The sequence below is a fragment of the Roseateles sp. AC306 genome (assembly GCF_979253795.1).
This window is the reverse complement of sequence record NZ_CEEDEB010000016.1, coordinates 23,336-40,556: the sequence shown is the minus strand read 5'-3', so window position 1 is coordinate 40,556 and position 17,221 is coordinate 23,336. Positions and strand designations below refer to the sequence as shown.

The following is a 17,221-nucleotide window of genomic DNA, read 5'->3' as shown; positions in this document are numbered from 1 at the left end:
TCAGGGCCGGTAGAAATACGGGACGCCGCAGAGCACGACGCCTACGCCCACGAGCAGCCAGGCATTGGCGATGAAGTAGGGAAACACCATCAGCGCCAGGCCGCAGCACAGCGGCACCCAGGCCCGCTGCTTCTTGCCATAGATGAAGAAGCCAGCGCCGATGGCGCCGAACAGGAGCCCCCAGAGCAGCGTGGAGGCGTCCATCGGTCGCTCCGACCGTCAGCCGGGCTGCTGAAGTTGCTCGCCGGTGGGCTTTGGCAGGCGCAGCTTTCGGCCGAGGCTGTGCGCCCACGTCGGACACTTGCCGTCGCCAGCACCCCCAAAGCCGCCTGAGGGCGCGCAGATGAAGCGGCCGTCGGCGTCATAGAGCGGGTTGAACTGGTCGCAGCACATCGGCGTGAAGAGATAGACCGGTCGGTTGTCCGGGCCCACGAAGGCGGTCACGTCGTCCAGCGCGCGCGGCCGGGGATCGGCCTCGAAGGCGCGGATGCGCTCGCGGACGGCGGCATTGGGCGCTGCCGTGGACACGGGCGCCGGCTCGCCGAATTCGACGGCGCTGCTGGCGGCAGCGGCCAAGGCCAGAGCGACGCTGATGCCGAGGACGATGCCGGCATACCGGCGGGTAGAAGCAGTGAGCTTGGGCAGGCGCATGGAGGCGAGTTTCTCAGTAGTCCAGCCACTCCATCGGCGCGACGAGGGCGCCGCCGCGGATGCGCTCCAGCGTGCCCGTGAGCACGTCGATGTTGTTGTCGAAGCTGCCGTGGCTGGCGGCGATCTGCTTGCCGGTCTTGGTGGTGCGCACCGATGGCGCCGTGACCCGGTGCAGCAGGTCGCCTGCAGGCCAGAGCTTGCGCCAGGCCGCGATGTCCTGGCGGGCCTGGCCGTCGGCCCATTGGTCACCGGCCCACAGCGGGTCGCTGGCCACGAGCGCGCGCTCCATGCCCAGCAGGGGCTGCTTGCGGATGTCGTCCAGCGCGCGCGACACGAGGTAGAGCAGCGACTTGCCGTAGATGTCGCGCTCGGCATTGGGCAGGCCGTCGGCGCGCTCATTGCTGTCGGTCAGCACATGCAGGCGCAGGTTTTTCAACGACAGCACGCCGGCCTGTTGGGCCGCGCCGTAGTGCTGCACGGCAAAGCCGCTGGAGCAGGCGGCCGCATAGAGCTCGCAGCTCGCGGCCTGCACGATGTTGACGCCGCCCAGGCGGCCCAGCAGGTGGCCCAGCAGGATGGAGCCGGCCGAGTGGCCGACGAGGTGGACCTCCAGCGTCTTGCCGCTCTTGGCCAGCGCGTCGCGCAGCTCGCGCAGCAGGCGGGCGGTGAGGTCGAGCACATGGTCGGCCGTCGCGCCACCGGCGGCGTTCTCGCGCATCTCGCTCCAGATGCCGCGGGCGAACTGGCGCCCGACGGCCTCGATGGCGCGGTCCTTGGCTTCGGCAACGGCCTCGCGAAGGCGGTCCAGCCAGCCTTCGCTGCGGTCGCCGTCGATGACGCGGTGGGCAAGGTCCTCGATCATGTCCATCAGCGTCTCGCCCGGGCCGGTCTTCCAGGTGAAGAACAGCGGGTAGATGCCGTTGGCCAGGAAGTAGGGCGCCAGCACGCGGATGCGCTGGATGGAGCCGATCTCGGAATTGAGCCCGCCGTGGGCGTAGAGGGCGAGCTTGACGGTCTTGTCCTTGCTGCGCTTGAACCAGGCCAGCGGGCGCTCGACGACGAGCTCGCGCGCCAGGCCTTCGCGGTCGTCGCGGGCGCGTGTGAAGTCGGTGGACATCAGCTGTCCGTCGTTGCCCGAGACCAGCGTGTGCGTGTAGGCCTCATCGGTGCGCAGCGGGTGGTAGGGCTTGTGCGCAAACTCATGGTTGAAGGGCCAGGGGTCGTCCTGCGGGTTGTCGCCCACGCACAGCGTGGCGGCGACATCGCTGAGGCCGCGCCCGGCCATGACGCGAAAGCCGCCGACCGCGTGCACCGCCGCCTTGCCGGCCTTGGCGGCCACCGGCTGGCGGGACAACATGTCCGACAGGTCCTGCGGCACGCCCAGGGCCACCGCCCAGGCGTCCGTTCCGTTGGTGACCCAATCCTCATATGGCAGCACCGCAAAGCCGCTGGCACCCCAGCCGGTGCCCCAGCTGTTCTGCACGACGAAGCCGCGTTCGTTGAAGCCGACGAGCGCGAAGGCATGACCGCCGGTCTTGCTCGTCATGCGCGCGATGCGCGGCAGCTTGTCGTGGCTGGCCGGCATCGTGGACTCGCCCAGGCCCCAGCCGTCGTGCACGTCCGCCGACACGTAGACGGCGCCGATCTCGTAGATGGCGGCTTGCATGTCGACGACGCTTTTCTTGTCGACGCGGTAGTAGACGCCGAGCGGCCGCCGCGTCGCGTCCTCGTCCCAGCCGGCCAGAGGGCGCTGGAAGACGCCGCCGCCGTTGGCGTCCAGCGGATAGGGCCAGAGCGTGGACGAGCAGATGCCGTGCTTGTGCCAGCCCTTGAGCGCGCCGCGGCAGGAGGAGCCCTCGTAGTCCTGGCCCGGCCATTCGTCGTAGAGCTTGGCCAGCTCGTAGAACATGCGCGGGCTGACCGCGTCGGGCAGCTTGACGCGCGGCGTTTCGAGGTGGCGCAGCCAGTAGAGGTAGTTGGTGACGCAGGCCAGGCCGAAGCCTGTGCAGGCGCCCTCGTTGCCCTGGTTGAGGATGCGGCCGGACTTGACGTAGGCGGGCAGCAGCTTCTTCAGGTCGGCGTCCAGCGGCCAGCGGGCCGGCAGCGAACGCAGCGGCGCGCGGTAGACGAGGTCGCGCAGGTCCAGCCGGTCGGGGCGGGCGTCGAGCTTGGGCGTGGGCCTTGCGTTGGCTGCGGTCTTCCCGGCTCTCTTGGCGGCGGGCTTGCGGGGCTTGGTGGCCATGGCTGTCTCCTGGAGGAACAGCGGATGATGGCCGGCACCGCAGGCCCGGACAAGCCTGCAGGTCAGGCTGATCCTCTCGATTGAGGTCGGCGGTCAGTGCAGCGGTGCCACGCCGAGCCAGGCCGCATGCAGCCAGAACGCGAACACCGCCCACAACACGACGCCAGCGACGATCGTGGCCGCCGTGCCCGCTGCAGTCGGCGTGGCAAGCACCGGCGCGGGCCGGCGCCGCGCCGCGCGGAAAACCACGATGGCCCATACCAGGAAGCTGCCGAACAGCATCACGTCGGCCAGCGTGTTGTTGGCCAGCAGGTGGGCGAGGGCCCAGACCTTGACTGACAGCGTCATCGGGTGCTGAAGCCTGGCCTTGAAGTGGTTGCGCGGCACGTAGGCGGCAGCCATCAGGATCATGGCAATGAGGACCAGCGCAGCAGCCAGGTGGTTCATGCCACGAATGGGCTGCCACAGCACGACGGGGTTGTAGCGCGCCTGCGAATAGCCCCACAGGATCAGCCCGAAGCCGACCAGCGACGCCACCGTATACAGGCCCTTCCAGCCCTTGTCGCCAAGCCGGGCGATCTGCGCCTCGCGCCACTTCGGTGCCAGCGCGCGGGTCAGGTGGATGCCGAGGAAGAGGGTGAGGCCGAGGGCGAGCCAGATCATGGAGTTCTCCGTCATGTTTGTCGGTCAACGCGCAGTGCCAGCACCACCGAGCTGTTCGTGCGCAGCACGCCGTCGATGTCGCCGATCTCGTCGAGCAATGCGTCGAGCCGGGCCGTAGTGTCGGCGCGCAAGAGCGCCATGTAGTCGAACTCACCACTGACGGAGGCGAGCTGGCGCAGCTCCGGAAGTTCTGTTAGTCGCTTGACGACCTCGCGCCCGGCCTTGGGGCTGACGGTGATGCCGACAAACGCCTGCACGCTGCGGCCCGCTTCGTCGCCACCGAGCCGCGCCGTGTAGCCAACGATGCGTCCGCTGGCCTCCAGCCGCGCCAGCCGGGCGACGACGGTGGTGCGCGCCACGCCGAGCTTGCGCGCCAGCGTGGCTGTGCTCTCGCGCGCATTGGCTTGCAGCAGCAGGATCAGCCGGCGGTCGAAGTCGTCGGGTGCATTTGTGGGGGCATCGGTCATTTCGGCGAATCATCGCGACGAATCGGCGAAACATCAATCGCTTTCGTCGAAGCATGGCTTTCTTTCGTCGCCGACCCTGCCTAGAGTTCCCTCCACGCAAACACCGCCTGGAGTCCCCCATGAAGATCGCCCTGCTCGGCGCCGGCCACATCGGCCAGACCATCGCCCGCCTGCTGCACGCCACCGGCGACTACCAGGTCACCGTGCTCGACAAGAACCCCGGCTACCTGAAGGTGCTGGCCGCCGAGGGCATCGCCACCGCCGAGGTCGACAGCGACAACCGCGCTGCGCTGGCCGCCCAACTGCGCGGCAAGGACGCCGTCGTCAACGCGCTGCCCTACCACCTGGCCATCACCGCCGCCGAGCTGGCACTGGAGTGCGGCTGCCACTATTTCGACCTGACCGAGGACGTGGCGGCCACCAAGGCGATCAAGGACATGGCTAAGGGCGCAAGGACCGCCTTCATGCCGCAGTGCGGCCTGGCGCCCGGCTTCATCGGCATCGTCGCCCACCACCTGGCCAGCGGCTTCGACTCGGTGCGCGACGTGCAGATGCGCGTCGGCGCGCTGCCGGCCTTCCCGACCAACGCGCTGAAGTACAACCTGACGTGGTCGGTCGATGGCCTCATCAACGAGTACTGCCACCCCTGCGAGGCCATCCACGAGGGCGAGACCATTGCTGCGCTGCCGCTGGAGGGCCTGGAGCACTTCAGCCTGGACGGCACCGAGTACGAGGCCTTCAACACCTCCGGTGGCCTGGGCACGCTGTGCGAGACCTGGGCGGGCAAGGTGCGCAACCTCGACTACAAGACCGTGCGCTACCCCGGCCACCGCGACCTGATGCAGTTCCTGCTCGGCGACCTGGGCCTGAAGAGCGACCAGGGCAACCTGAAGGACATCATGCGCAAGAGCATGCCCGCGACGATGCAGGACGTGGTCCTCGTCTTCGTCACCGTCTCGGGCATGAAGAACGGCGTGCTGCTGCAGGAAGTGTTTGCGCGCAAGATCTTCGCCACGCGTGACGGCGCTCAGCCGCTGAGCGCGATCCAGATCACGACGGCAGCCGGCATCTGCGCTGCGGTCGACCTGTTCCGCGAGGGCCGGCTGCCGCAGAAGGGCTTCGTGCGCCAGGAAGAGGTCGCGCTGCCTGACTTTCTGGCCAACCGCTTCGGCTCGGCGTATCAACAGTCGCGTCAAGTCGAGTCGATTTCCTGATCAGGACAATACTGGCCATGAAGCAACAAACCCTTTCCGTTCTGGACGCACTGGGCGTCCACCTGCCCGGCGCAGGCGACCTCACCGTTCGCTCGCCCATCGACGGCAGCGTGCTGGCCCAACTGCCCACCGCCAGCGCCGCCGACATGCAGGCCGCCGTGGGCCGGGCTCACGAAGCCTTCAAGGCCTGGCGCGTCGTACCGGCACCGAAGCGCGGCGAACTGGTCCGCCTGTTCGGCGAAGAGTTGCGCGCGCACAAGAGCCAACTGGCACAGCTCGTCTCGATTGAAGCCGGCAAGGTGACCAGTGAAGGCCTGGGCGAAGTCCAGGAAATGATCGACATCTGCGAGTTCGCCGTCGGCCTGTCGCGCCAGCTGCACGGCCTGACCATCGCCAGCGAGCGCCCCGGCCATCGCATGATGGAACAGTGGCTGCCGCTGGGCGTCGTCGGCATCATCTCGGCGTTCAACTTCCCGGTCGCCGTGTGGGCCTGGAACTCGGCGCTGGCGCTGGTCTGCGGCGATGCCTGCGTGTGGAAGCCAAGCGAGAAGACGCCGCTGACGGCGCTCGCCACGCAAGCGCTGTTCGAGCGCGCGCTGAAGGCCTACCGCGCCGCCGGCAATGCAGCGCCTGACGGTCTGTCCGAGCTGGTCATCGGCCGCGCCGACGTGGGCGAAGTGATGGTCGACGACGCTCGCGTGGCGCTGGTTTCCGCCACCGGCTCCACCCGCATGGGCCGCGCCGTCGGCCCCCGCGTGGCGGCGCGCTTCGGCCGCTCGCTCCTGGAGCTGGGCGGCAACAACGCCATCATCGTCACGCCCAGCGCCGACCTCGACCTGGCCGTGCGCGGCATCCTGTTCGGGGCCTACGGCACGGCCGGCCAGCGTTGCACGACGACGCGCCGCGTCATCATCCACGAGAGCATCCATGACGCGCTGGTCGACCGCCTGGACCGCGCCCGCGCGCAGCTGCCCATCGGCTCGCCCATTGAGCAAGGCACCCTGATCGGCCCGTTGATCGACGTGCAGGCCTTCGACGCGATGCAGTTCGCGTTGAGCGCAGCGCGGGAGCAGGGCGGGCAGGTGTCGGGCGGCGAGCGAGCGCTTGCAGATCGCTTTCCCGAGGCCTGGTATGCCGTGCCGGCGCTGGTGCGCATGCCGTCGCAGACCGAAGTCGTCCGCCACGAGACCTTTGCGCCCATCCTCTACACGCTGAAGTACTCGACGCTTGAAGAGGCGATCGAGCTTCAGAACGGCGTGCCTCAAGGCCTGTCGTCGGCCATCTTCACGACCGACCTGCGGGAAGCTGAAGCGTTCATGAGCGCGGCTGGCAGCGACTGCGGCATCGCCAACGTCAACATCGGCACGTCGGGTGCAGAGATCGGCGGCGCGTTCGGCGGCGAGAAGGAAACGGGCGGTGGCCGCGAGAGCGGCTCGGACGCATGGCGGGCCTATATGCGCCGCACGACGAACACGGTGAACTACTCCAGCGAGTTGCCGCTGGCCCAGGGCGTCAAGTTCGACCTGTGATTTCTGGGCTATAGTCTGCGGCTCCTGAAAGCCCAGGTGGCGGAATTGGTAGACGCACTAGTTTCAGGTACTAGCGGGTAACTCCGTGGAGGTTCGAGTCCTCTCCTGGGCACCAAAACAAAAAGACAAAAGCCAGCGCTTGCGCTGGCTTTTTGCGTTTTGATGCCCAGGAGAGGACTCACAACTTTGGAGCTTGGCTCCAAAGTTGGTCGCGCAGCGACAAAGGGCATGTGGCTGCCGGGGTCGCGGGACGTGACCGAGTCCCCGCTGATGCGCCCTAAATGGGCGCTTCAGCGAGTGGTGGCGGAAACCGAGCCCACAGGCGTGGCGCCAAACCACCTCTCCTCAAACTCCGCCGCCGGCACACCCTTCCCAAACCACCACCCCTGCCCCCAGTCGCAGCCCATCTCGCGCAGCGCCAGCATCTGCGCCACGGTCTCCACGCCTTCGGCCACCACCTCCATCCCGAGCTCATGCGCCATCGTCACGATGGCCCGGCACAGCGCCAGTGCCTTGCCGCCGCTCTCCAGGCCGGCGACAAAGCTGCGGTCGATCTTCACCGTGTCGATCTCGTGATGCTGCAGATAGCTCAGCGATGAATAGCCGGTGCCGAAGTCGTCCAGCGAGATCGTCAGCCCTGCCTCGCGCAGGGCGCGCAGCCGCTCCGCCACGGCCTCGTCGCGCTCCAGCAGCAGGCCCTCGGTGATTTCAACTGCCAGTGCGTCGCCGCTCAGACCCATGTCCGTCAGGTAGCCGGCCCAGTCCGGCTGGGCGCGGTGGCTGCGCTCGCCGAGGAACTGCACCGGCGACTTGTTGATGCTGATCTGGAAGCCTGCCTGCCCCGCCGTGCGCCAGGCCAGTGCCTGCGCCGCCGCTGTGCGGAACACCCAGTCGCCAATGTCGACGATGAGGCCGGTGGCCTCGGCAATCGGGATGAACTGCGCCGGGCTGACGTCGCCCAGCTGCGGATGTTTCCAGCGCAGCAGCGCCTCGGCCTTGCGGGGCGGCGCGGCCGGGTCCCGCAGCGACAGGATGGGCTGGTAGACCAGGCTGAACTGCCCCAGCCGCAGCGCCTCGCGCAACTCGGCGGCCAGCCGGTTGCGGCGCTGCGCGGCCTCGTGCAGGGCCGGGGTGAACATGGCCATGCGGTTGCGGCCGGCACCCTTGGCCTCGTACAGGGCGAGGTCGGCATGCTTGAACAAGGCCTCGATTTCAAGCCCGTCGCGAGGCGCCAGGCAGACGCCGATGCTGGCCGACACGTAGACCCGCTCACCGGCCACCTCGAAGGCCTCGGACAAGGCTTCCAGCAACTCATGGCCGACGCGCTCCGCTTCGGGCGCGGCCTGGGGCGCCGCCAGCAGCACGGTGAACTCGTCGCCGCCCATGCGCGCGACCACGCTGGAACTCGCGCTGCCCGCCGGCATGCAGCCCCGTAGCCGCTCGGCCACTTGCACGAGCAGCGCATCGCCCACGTCATGGCCCAGCGAGTCGTTGACCTCCTTGAAGTGATCCAGGTCCACGAACATGACGGCCAGCTCCTCGCCGCGCATGGCGCGCTGGGCCAGCGCGCGCTCGATGCGTTCGCGCAGCGAGCGGCGATTCGGCAGGCCGGTCAGCGTGTCGATGCGTGCCTGCTGCCAGACCAGCGTCTCCTGGCGCTTGCGGTCGGTGATGTCGGTGTGCGTACCCACCATGCGCAGCGGTTGGCCCGCCGCATCCCGTGCGATGACCATGCCGCGGCTCAGCACCCATTTCCAGGTGCCGTCCTTGGCCCGCACGCGGTGCTCATTGCGGTAGACGGCGGCCCGGCCGGCGAAATGGTCCTCGCGGTCGCGCGCCATCTGCGCCAAGTCGTCCGGATGCGTGCGCGCATCGAACGCCTCGGGCGTCGCCTCGACGTCGCCGGGCTCGAAGCCGTACAGGCGCAGACAACGGTCCGAGAAATATTCGGTGCCGGCCTGCACATGCCAGTCCCAGACGCCGTCGCCACTGGATTCCAGAGCCAGCTTCCAGATGGCATCGGCCTCGTTCAGCCGGTTCTCGGCCGCGCGCCGTGCCGCGATGTCGGTGTGCGTACCCAGCCACAGCGGCGAGTCGGGCAGGCGCTGCGCCTGGGCCAGCACCCAGGTGTGGCCCAGGCGGTACTCCATCGCAAAGCGGCCGGTCATCTGCGCCTCGCCCCAAGTCTGCGCGAAGGCGGCGCGGTCGTCGTCGTGCAGGCAGCTGGCCAGTGGCGTCGGCAGGGCGGGGCGGTTCAATGCTTCGGCCAATCGCGCGTTCATCCACAGCAGGCGGCCCTGCGCGTCGGCCTTCCAGACCTGTTGCGGCAGGGCGTCCAGGAGCGAGGCAAAGTGCACGGGCGGCGGCATTGGCGATGAACACGGGGATCTGGCCCGACTGTATGCGCCACAATCCCGCCCGCCCGAGCCGTTCGGGCGCGTTTTGAACGAGACCCCCCGCATGAACAAGACCGATCTGATCGAACACCTGGCCGCCAAGCACGAGCTGAGCAAGGCCGAAGCCGGCCGCATCCTCGAGACGCTGCTGGACGCCGTCGTCACCACCGTCAAGAAGGGTGGCGCCGTGTCGATCCCGGGCTTCGGTTCCTTCAAGCAGCACGCCCGTGCCGCCCGCAACGGCGTGAACCCCAGCACCGGCGCCAAGATCAAGATCGCTGCCGCCAAGCTGCCCAAGTTCACCGCTGGTGCTGGCTTCAAGGCTGCCGTCGATCCCAAGGCTGCTGCGAAGAAGGCTGCTGCAAAGCCCGCCGCCAAGGCCGCTGCCAAGCCGGCTGCCAAGGCCAAGAAGAAGTAAGGTGAAACGCATGTGGAGCGGTTTTCGGGCCGAGTGCCAGGCCGCTCCCAAGCCGGCCCGTCAGGCGATGTGCGAGCGGGGCATGCCCCGTGAGCATCGCCGTCCCCTCGGGGGACCGGCCAAGGTAAACCTTGGACGAGGGGCTCCATGAGCGCGCGCAGCGGTACTCCCACCATCGTCGACGTTGCCCGTGAAGCGGGCGTGTCGATCAAGACCGTGTCCCGCGTGCTCAACCATGAGCCCGGCGTGCACGAGAGCACCCGGGACGCGGTGCTCAAGGTGGTGGAGGCGCTGCGCTACCGGCCCAAGCAGTCGGCTCGCAGCCTCGCAGGCGGTCGCTCCTTTCTGATCGGCCTGCTCTATTACGACCCCAGCGCAAACTTCGTCGGCAGCGTCCAGCAGGGCGCCACGCTGCGCTGCCGCGAACTCGGCTATCACTTGGTTGTCGAGTCACTTCACAACGACGCGCCCGACCTGCGCCAGCAGATCGACCGCATGGTCATGGCGCTGCGGCCCGACGGCATGATCCTGACGCCGCCGCTGTGCGACAACCCCGAGGTGCTCGCCGCGCTGCGCGAGAGCGGCACGCCCTGCGTGCTGATGTCCCCGGAGCGCGACATCCGGGGTGTGCCCTCGGTGCGCATGGACGACGTCCACGCGGCCGAGGAGATCACCAACCTGCTGCTCAGCCTCGGCCACCAGCGCATTGCCTTCATCAAGGGCCCGCCCGACCAGTCGGCAAGCGCAGCGCGCTACGAAGGCTTTGCCACGGCGCTGCGTGCGCACGACCTGGAGCCCGACCCAGAACTGATCCAGCGCGGCAACTTCACCTTTGCCAGTGGCCGCGACGCCGCGCACAAGCTGCTCAGTGGTCGCCAGCGCCCGACTGCCGTATTCGCCAGCAATGACGACATGGCCTTGGGCGTGCTGGCCGCCGCGCATCGGCTGGGGCTGAACGTGCCCAACGAACTGTCGGTGGTGGGCTTCGACGATTCAGCCACAGCCGCCCTCGTGTGGCCGCCGCTGACCACCGTGCGCCAGCCGGTCGCCGAGATGGCGCGAACTGCGGTGGAGATGCTGGTATCGGGCCACAAGGCCGACGTGCCCGCCGACGATGGCGAATTGCACAAGGTGCTGGCGCATGAACTGATCGTGCGCGACTCCACCCGCGCCTGCTGAATTCCGCTTGCCGCGCCACTGACGCGGCGGCAGATGTGAACGGCGCTGGCTCGTGAAATAGATCAACTCCTGAAAGACACCGCTGTCATTTCCGATTGACAGCGTTGTCAACGATCGGGGATGATCTTTTTTGCTGGGTCGTGGATCCGGCGCATCGGTGCCATCGTGGGCCGGCTTTGCAGTTTCGCCCCGGGGTAAGCAGCGCTCACTCCGATTCACGTCCTCCATCCCGTCCCGGCACCGGCAAGCCCGGCCCTCCAGCAACATGAATCTTTTCGATCCCGCACGCCTCGATCCCGCCACGCTGGCCCAGTCTTTTCCGCCCGACTTCCTCTGGGGCGTGGCCACCAGCGCCGCGCAGATCGAGGGCGCCGGTGCCGAGGACGGCAAAGGCCCGTCCATCTGGGACCACTTCTGCCGCCAGCCGGGCCGCATCAACGACGCCTCCAACATCGACGTCGCCTGCGACCACTACCACCGCTATCGCGAAGACGTGGCCCTGATGAAGAGCCTGGGCCTGGACTGCTACCGCTTCAGCCTGTCCTGGCCGCGCGTGCAGGCCACCGGTCAGGGTGCCTGGAACGAAGCCGGTTTTGGCTTCTACGACCGCCTCATCGACGAACTGCTCCAGGCCGGCCTGCAGCCGCACGCCACCCTCTATCACTGGGACCTGCCCCAGGCGCTGGACGAAGGCCTGGGCGGCTGGTTGTCTCGCGACGTCGTCGCCCGCTTTGCCGACTACGCGGCCGAGACGGCCCGCCGCTTTGGCGACCGCCTGGCCAGCATCGCCACCCACAACGAACCCTGGTGCACTGCCACGCTGGGCTACGAGACGGCCCAGTTCGCGCCCGGCCACAAGAGCCGCGCCGAGAGCCTGCAGGTCGCCCACCACCTGATGCTGTCGCACGGCGATGCGGTCAAGGCAATGCGCGCCGAAACCAAGACCCAGCTCGGCATCGTCCTGAACCACACGCCGTCCTTCCCTGCCACGCCCAACGAGGGCGACCGCCGCGCCGCCCGCATCGACGATGGCCTGAACGTGCGCTGGTACATGGACCCGATCTTCCGCGGCGCCTACCCGCAGGACGCCATCGATCACGTCGGCGCCGACGCCCCCAAAATCGAGCTGGGCGACCTGGAACGCATCCGCCAGCCGCTGGACTTCCTCGGCATCAACTTCTACACGCGCAGCCTGTTCGGCGCCGACGGCAAGACCGTCAAGGGGCCGGCCAAGCTCGGCGTCACCGACATGGGCTGGGAGATCGTGCCCGAGGTCTTCGCCCAACACTTGGTGCGCCTGGCGCGCGAGTACAACCCGCCGCCGATGTACATCACCGAGAACGGCATGGCGAACGCTGACCGCGTGGTGGATGGCCGCGTGCCCGACACCGAGCGCATCGCCTACCTGTCGGCCCACCTGCAGGCCCTGTCCGTAGCCATGAGCCTGGGCGCTGATGTGCGTGGCTATTTCTACTGGAGCCTGCTCGACAACTTCGAGTGGAACTCTGGCTACGACAAGCGTTTCGGCCTCATTCACGTCGACTATGAAACGTTGGCGCGCCTGCCCAAGGACAGCGCCCACTGGTACAGCGACCTCATCGCCCGGCACCACGCGCGGCGCTGACACGGCGCCTGTTCGAGCCGGGCCTTCACTCCCCGGCGCGCGTCTCGGGTGTCACGCGGGCGCCAGGTCATGCATTCCTCCGCGTTTGCCCCGACAAACGCACGGAATTTCGGTCGCGTTCAGGCGCTAAGCTCCGCATTGCGCCCCGCCGTGGAAATTTTCCCGAATTGCCTGGGGCGCAGATCTGCCGATTTGACGTATAGCAGGAGGCTGGCTCATGTTCCTCGGCAGCGGTGCCGAAGCGTGAGTCAAGGCGAGGGGTGCCCGGTCGCGGGTTTGAGTGAATGCAGGATAGATCAAACGATCCGCTGATCGACGTCAGCCAATTGACCGTGGGAATGTTCATCCACCTGGATCTGGGCTGGATGTCGCATCCGTTTCCGCTGTCGAGCTTCAAGATCGCCTCCAGCGACCAACTGCTGATCCTGCGCCGGCTCGGCCTGACACAGGTGCGCTGGAGCCCCGCCAAGAGCGACCTCTCCCTTCAGCCGACGCTCGAAGTCGTTGGCGCCGGCGGCAACGACAAGGCCGCGGCCTCCCCGCCCACCGAACCCAGCCCCGAGGAACTGGCTCGCGAGGCCCACCGCCGCGCACTCGCCGCCCAGCGCGAAGCGCTGCGCCTGTGCGAGGAGCAGTATGGCGAAGCCGCCGACGGCTTCCGCATGGTCATGGAGAACGTCCAGACCGACCCGCAGCAGGCCCGTTCAGAGGCCGAGAGCCTGACAGCCGCCCTGCTCGACAAGATGCTGGTCGAGGGTGATCTCAATATGCGGTTGCTGAACGAAGCCGCTGGCGACCGCAGCACCGCGCACGCACTCAATGTCTGCATCATTGCGCTGCTGCTGGGTCGCGCCTTCGGCCTGGGCCGCGACGAGATGATGGATCTGGGCGTCGGCTCCCTGCTGCACGACGTCGGCAAGCTCGAAGTGGCCGCCCGCCTGCGCCACCGCGACGAAAGCTTCACTGCCGCCGAGACCCAGGCCTACCAGCAGCACGTCGCCAAGGGCGTCGCCATCGCCCAGACCATGGGCCTGTCACCAGCGCCGCTCCTCATCATTGCCCAGCACCATGAGCACGCCGACGGCAGCGGCTTTCCGCAGCGTATCAACATGGACCGCATGAGCACCGGCGCGCGCATCGTCGCGCTGGTCAACCGTTTCGACGGCCTGTGCAACCCGCTCATCACCTCCAAGGCGATGACGCCGCACGAGGCGCTCTCGCTGATGTTCGCCCAGGGCCGCAACCGTTTCGACGCGACCATGCTGAACGCCTTCATCCGCATGATGGGCGTCTACCCGCCAGGCTCGACCGTCCAGCTCACCGACGACCGCTATGCGCTGGTCGTGTCCGTCAACTCGGCGCGGCCGCTCAAGCCACGCGTCATGGTCCATGACGTCAAGGTGGCCAAGGAAGAGGCCCTGATCCTGAACCTGGAAGAAATGCCCGACCTCGGCATCCGCCGCAGCCTGAAGCCCCAGTTCCTGCCGCGCGCGTCGCTGGACTACCTCAGCCCCCGGGCGCGCATCGCCTACTTCTTCGACGCCGTCAGCACCGGGCCCGGGGAGCTAGCGGCGTGAACGTCGGCGGCGAGGCGAACCCGGCCCTGCCGCGCGTCTCAGAGGCGCCGTCCGTGATCAGCGCGCTGCTCGAAGGTCTGCCCGAACCCGCCTGGCTGGTCGACGGTGAGAGCCTGACCGTCAGCGTCGTCAATCGCGCTGCGCTGCGCCTGCTCGGCCTCAAGCCCGAACGCGCGCTTGGCCAGGCGCCGGCGATGCTGTGCGGCTCGCTGGAAGACGAGGCCTTCTGGCAGGGTGCTGCGCGCGACCCCTTCGCCCGCATCCGCTCAGACACCGTGCTGACGCACAGCGACGGCCAGCCGCGCTGGGTCAGCCGCAGCATCAGCCCCATCCACACGCCCGAGGGCGACCGCTACTGGCTGGTGCTGTTGCACGACCAGACCCGCCGCCGCCGCGCCGAGGCGGAGCGCGAGACCCTGCTGGCGGAACTGCGAGCCACGCTGGAATCCACCGCCGACGGCATCCTCGTCGTCGACCTCTCCGGCCGCGTACGCAGCTTCAACCGCCGCTTTGCCAAGCTCTGGGGTCTGCCCGGCGGCCTGCTGCACGAGCCGGGCGACGCCGGCCTGTGGCTGAGCCTGCAACGCGTCATGCGTGACGGCGAGCAGTACCGCTTGCGCATCGAGGCCCTGCTGGACGCGCCGCTGATGCGTTCCAGCGACGTGCTGCGCCTGGCCGACGGCCGCGTGCTGGAGCAGGTCTCGCTGCCGCAGATGAGCCGCGGCGAGCCCATCGGGCGGGTCTTTTCATTCCGCGACCTCAGCGAGAAGCTGGCCGCCCACCAGCGCATCGAGGAACTCGGCCGCTCGGACGCGCTGACCGGCGCACCCAACCGTCGCGCGCTGGCCGACCGCATCGTGCAACAGATGGCGGCCGTGCCTGCCGACGAGCCGACGCCAGCCTTCGCGCTGCTGCACCTGGACCTCGACCGCTTCAAGCAGATCAACGACACGCTGGGCCACAGCTATGGCGACCGCGTGCTGCGCGAGATCGTCGAACGTCTGCGCGTCGCAGTCGGCGCCAACGACACGCTGGCCCGCCTCGGCGGCGACGAATTCGCGCTGCTGGTCGACGGCGCACAGATGTTCGAAGCCGAGGCCGCGGCACGCCGCGTGCAGCAACTGCTGGCCCAGCCCTTCAGCTTCGACACACTGAGCTTCACCGTCACCGCCAGCTGCGGCATCGCCCTCTACCCCGGCGACGGCGCTTCGCCCGACGAACTGTTGGCCAGCGCCGAGCGCGCGATGCACTGGGTCAAGGAAAGTGGCCGCGCGGGCTTTCGCTTCCACGTGCCGCGCAAGGAAGTCGACCTGCTGTCGCGCATGCGGCTGGACCACGACATGCGCCAGGCGCTTGCCGAAGGGCGCTTCCGCCTGCACTACCAGCCCCAGGTCGAGCTGGGCAGCGACCGCGTCATCGGCGCCGAGGCGCTGATCCGCTGGCGCGACCCGCAGCGCGGCGACATCTCGCCGGCCGAGTTCATCCCGCTGGCCGAGGAGAGCGGCTTCGTCATCGCCATCGGCGACTGGGTGCTGCGCGAGGCCATCGACCAGGCCGCCCACTGGCTCAGTCGCGGTCTGCGCATGCCGGTCGCCGTCAACGTGTCGGCGCTGCAGTTCCAGCAGGCGCACTTCGTCGACAGCGTCGCCGCCGCGCTGAGGGACGCCGCGCTGCCGGCCAGCATGCTGGAGCTGGAGCTGACCGAAGGCGTGCTGCTGGGCGACGCCGACGAAGGCCTCAAGCGCATGCAGGCCCTGGCGGCCCTGGGCGTGACGCTGTCCATCGACGACTTCGGCACCGGCTATTCGTCCCTGGGCTATCTCAAGCGCTTTCCCATCCAGCGCCTGAAGATCGACCGGAGCTTTGTGAAAGGCCTTCCGGGCGACGCCAGCGATTGCGGCATCGCCAACGCCATCGTGCAGATGGGCCGGGCGCTGGGCCTGCAGGTCATCGCCGAGGGTGTCGAGACCGAAGCGCAGCGCGACTTCCTCGCCCAGGCCGGCTGCCATGAATTCCAGGGCTATCTCTTCGCGCCGGCGCTGCCGCCCGACGAGTTCGAGCAGCGGGTGCGACCGCGCCGTCATGTCGTCGATGCGGCCGTCTCGGGCTGGCTCGGCCTCGCAAGCCACGGCTGAATCCTTGCCGGCGGGCGCGCCACAATGCGCCCATGCTCTACCGCTTCAAATCCAAGGCTGGTGCCGACGTCGTCATGCTGGGCGAGTCCGGCGACGCCGTGTTGCGCCTGATGGGCCGTGAACCGGCCCCGCAAGGCATCCTCGAAGCCGCAGTCCTGCCCGGCCTGGTCCAGGCGCTGGAAGCCGGTGTCGCCGACGACGATGCGCAATTCCAGCGCGCCGTCGACGCTGCCAAGGCGGCCGGCGAACCCGTGCCGCGTCGCCAGGGCGTGACCCTGCGCCAGCGGGCCTGGCCCTTGCGCGAGCTGATGGTGCGCAGCCAGCGCGAGGGTGCGGACGTCGTCTGGGGCGTCTAGTGCTGGAGCAGGCCACCCGGCTCATCGTCATCCGCCATGGCGAGACCACCTGGAACCGTGCGACTCGCATCCAGGGCCATACCGACATCCCGCTCAGCGCGCTGGGCCTCGCGCAGGCTCAGCGCCTGGCCGAAGCCTTGTCCGACGAAACCTTGGCCGCCGTCTATGCCAGCGACCTCAGCCGCGCCCGCCAGACCGCCGAGGCGCTAGCAAGCGTCCACGGGCTTGTTGTGCGAACCGATGCCGGCCTGCGCGAGCGCGCCTTCGGCCGCTTCGAGGGCCTGAGCTGGGACGAGATTGCGCAGAACCATCCCGAGGATTCCGCCCGCTGGCGCAGGCGCGAGCCCGACTTCGACGTCGGCGGCGGCGAAAGCCTGAACACCTTCAGCACCCGCTGCTTGGCAGCCGCCCGCCGCATCGTGGCCGCCCATCCGGGCGACAACATTGCGCTGGTCGCGCATGGCGGCGTACTGGATTGCCTCTATCGAGCGGCGACGCGAACCGCACTGGACGCGCCGCGCAGCTGGCAGCTTGGCAACGCGACGATCAACCGCCTGCTCGCCACGCCCGAAGGCTTCACGCTGGTCGGCTGGAACGACGACCGCCACCTCGCCGGCCTGAGTGCCGACGACATCGCCGCCTGAACTGACCCCTAGGCCAACTGTTGCATCGGCACGTCGCTCGTGTCGGTTGTGACAAAGGTCCCTCCTATACTCGTTTCTACTTGTCCTCCCCCGGCCGGGCTGTCAACCCGCCGCAACCCCCTTTTC

Annotated in this window: 15 protein-coding genes and 1 tRNA gene; 10 read left to right on the top strand and 6 right to left on the bottom strand. The window is 68.4% G+C overall.

All coding sequences use genetic code 11. The features are described 5' to 3' along the window. From AC0IZJ_RS23965 to AC0IZJ_RS23945, 5 genes are all read right to left on the bottom strand, one after another. Positions 1–204 carry a hypothetical protein gene (locus tag AC0IZJ_RS23965; RefSeq protein ID WP_471854086.1) on the bottom strand — a complete coding sequence of 68 codons (204 nt, stop codon included), beginning with the start codon at positions 202–204 and terminating at the stop codon, positions 1–3. Between the two features lie 15 nt (positions 205–219). Then, positions 220–651, bottom strand: a complete 432-nt coding sequence (locus AC0IZJ_RS23960) for a DUF6970 domain-containing protein (protein ID WP_471854085.1) — start codon at positions 649–651, stop codon at positions 220–222. Between the two features lie 13 nt (positions 652–664). Next, positions 665–2,893, bottom strand: coding sequence for a C1 family peptidase (locus tag AC0IZJ_RS23955; protein WP_471854084.1), 2,229 nt, complete (start codon positions 2,891–2,893; stop codon positions 665–667). A gap of 93 nt (positions 2,894–2,986) precedes the next feature. Then, positions 2,987–3,556 carry an NnrU family protein gene (locus tag AC0IZJ_RS23950; RefSeq protein WP_471854083.1) on the bottom strand — a complete coding sequence of 190 codons (570 nt, stop codon included), beginning with the start codon at positions 3,554–3,556 and terminating at the stop codon, positions 2,987–2,989. Between the two features lie 11 nt (positions 3,557–3,567). Next, a complete protein-coding gene (locus tag AC0IZJ_RS23945; RefSeq protein WP_471854082.1) occupies positions 3,568–4,023 on the bottom strand; it encodes an Lrp/AsnC family transcriptional regulator in 456 nt (151 codons plus the stop codon). 119 nt (positions 4,024–4,142) lie between these two features. On the opposite strand from AC0IZJ_RS23945, the gene AC0IZJ_RS23940 reads away from it, so the two are divergent. The 3 genes from AC0IZJ_RS23940 to AC0IZJ_RS23930 all read left to right on the top strand — a co-directional run bounded on the left by AC0IZJ_RS23940 (position 4,143) and on the right by AC0IZJ_RS23930 (position 6,881). Further along, entirely contained in the window at positions 4,143–5,237 is a 1,095-nt protein-coding gene (locus AC0IZJ_RS23940) for a saccharopine dehydrogenase family protein (RefSeq protein WP_471854081.1), read from the top strand. A gap of 17 nt (positions 5,238–5,254) precedes the next feature. After that, positions 5,255–6,766 carry an L-piperidine-6-carboxylate dehydrogenase gene (amaB, locus tag AC0IZJ_RS23935; protein WP_471854080.1) on the top strand — a complete coding sequence of 504 codons (1,512 nt, stop codon included), beginning with the start codon at positions 5,255–5,257 and terminating at the stop codon, positions 6,764–6,766. Between the two features lie 30 nt (positions 6,767–6,796). Further along, positions 6,797–6,881, top strand: a tRNA-Leu gene (locus tag AC0IZJ_RS23930). A 175-nt stretch (positions 6,882–7,056) separates the two neighbouring features. On the opposite strand, the gene AC0IZJ_RS23925 is transcribed toward AC0IZJ_RS23930, so the two are convergent. Beyond that, positions 7,057–9,123 (bottom strand): putative bifunctional diguanylate cyclase/phosphodiesterase, encoded by a 2,067-nt coding sequence (locus tag AC0IZJ_RS23925; RefSeq protein WP_471854079.1) that lies wholly within the window; start codon positions 9,121–9,123, stop codon positions 7,057–7,059. A 103-nt stretch (positions 9,124–9,226) separates the two neighbouring features. Here AC0IZJ_RS23925 and AC0IZJ_RS23920 point away from each other — a divergent pair, with 103 nt between their 5' ends. The 7 genes from AC0IZJ_RS23920 (at position 9,227) to AC0IZJ_RS23890 (ending at position 17,095) form a co-directional block, all read left to right on the top strand. Further along, a complete protein-coding gene (locus tag AC0IZJ_RS23920; protein ID WP_457422282.1) occupies positions 9,227–9,580 on the top strand; it encodes an HU family DNA-binding protein in 354 nt (117 codons plus the stop codon). A gap of 147 nt (positions 9,581–9,727) precedes the next feature. Then, entirely contained in the window at positions 9,728–10,759 is a 1,032-nt protein-coding gene (locus AC0IZJ_RS23915) for a LacI family DNA-binding transcriptional regulator (protein ID WP_471854078.1), read from the top strand. A gap of 265 nt (positions 10,760–11,024) precedes the next feature. Beyond that, positions 11,025–12,383 (top strand): GH1 family beta-glucosidase, encoded by a 1,359-nt coding sequence (locus AC0IZJ_RS23910; RefSeq protein ID WP_471854077.1) that lies wholly within the window; start codon positions 11,025–11,027, stop codon positions 12,381–12,383. Between the two features lie 284 nt (positions 12,384–12,667). After that, positions 12,668–13,960 carry an HD-GYP domain-containing protein gene (locus AC0IZJ_RS23905; protein WP_471854076.1) on the top strand — a complete coding sequence of 431 codons (1,293 nt, stop codon included), beginning with the start codon at positions 12,668–12,670 and terminating at the stop codon, positions 13,958–13,960. Next, positions 13,957–16,095 (top strand): putative bifunctional diguanylate cyclase/phosphodiesterase, encoded by a 2,139-nt coding sequence (locus tag AC0IZJ_RS23900; protein ID WP_471854075.1) that lies wholly within the window; start codon positions 13,957–13,959, stop codon positions 16,093–16,095. The genes AC0IZJ_RS23905 and AC0IZJ_RS23900 overlap by 4 nt, the downstream gene beginning before the upstream one ends. 32 nt (positions 16,096–16,127) lie before the next feature. After that, positions 16,128–16,451 (top strand): DUF1840 domain-containing protein, encoded by a 324-nt coding sequence (locus tag AC0IZJ_RS23895; protein ID WP_471854074.1) that lies wholly within the window; start codon positions 16,128–16,130, stop codon positions 16,449–16,451. Between the two features lie 2 nt (positions 16,452–16,453). Further along, positions 16,454–17,095, top strand: coding sequence for a histidine phosphatase family protein (locus AC0IZJ_RS23890; RefSeq protein WP_471854220.1), 642 nt, complete (start codon positions 16,454–16,456; stop codon positions 17,093–17,095). Positions 17,096–17,221 lie beyond the last annotated feature (126 nt).

Excerpts from the sequence above, each read along its gene's own strand:
- AC0IZJ_RS23965 (WP_471854086.1), bottom strand. The coding sequence starts at position 204 with ATGGACGCCTCCACGCTGCTCTGGGGGCTCCTGTTCGGCGCCATCGGC.
- AC0IZJ_RS23960 (WP_471854085.1), bottom strand. The coding sequence starts at position 651 with ATGCGCCTGCCCAAGCTCACTGCTTCTACCCGCCGGTATGCCGGCATC.
- AC0IZJ_RS23955 (WP_471854084.1), bottom strand. The coding sequence starts at position 2,893 with ATGGCCACCAAGCCCCGCAAGCCCGCCGCCAAGAGAGCCGGGAAGACC.
- AC0IZJ_RS23950 (WP_471854083.1), bottom strand. The coding sequence starts at position 3,556 with ATGATCTGGCTCGCCCTCGGCCTCACCCTCTTCCTCGGCATCCACCTG.
- AC0IZJ_RS23945 (WP_471854082.1), bottom strand. The coding sequence starts at position 4,023 with ATGACCGATGCCCCCACAAATGCACCCGACGACTTCGACCGCCGGCTG.
- AC0IZJ_RS23940 (WP_471854081.1), top strand. The coding sequence starts at position 4,143 with ATGAAGATCGCCCTGCTCGGCGCCGGCCACATCGGCCAGACCATCGCC.
- amaB (WP_471854080.1), top strand. The coding sequence starts at position 5,255 with ATGAAGCAACAAACCCTTTCCGTTCTGGACGCACTGGGCGTCCACCTG.
- AC0IZJ_RS23920 (WP_457422282.1), top strand. The coding sequence starts at position 9,227 with ATGAACAAGACCGATCTGATCGAACACCTGGCCGCCAAGCACGAGCTG.
- AC0IZJ_RS23915 (WP_471854078.1), top strand. The coding sequence starts at position 9,728 with ATGAGCGCGCGCAGCGGTACTCCCACCATCGTCGACGTTGCCCGTGAA.
- AC0IZJ_RS23910 (WP_471854077.1), top strand. The coding sequence starts at position 11,025 with ATGAATCTTTTCGATCCCGCACGCCTCGATCCCGCCACGCTGGCCCAG.
- AC0IZJ_RS23905 (WP_471854076.1), top strand. The coding sequence starts at position 12,668 with ATGCAGGATAGATCAAACGATCCGCTGATCGACGTCAGCCAATTGACC.
- AC0IZJ_RS23895 (WP_471854074.1), top strand. The coding sequence starts at position 16,128 with ATGCTCTACCGCTTCAAATCCAAGGCTGGTGCCGACGTCGTCATGCTG.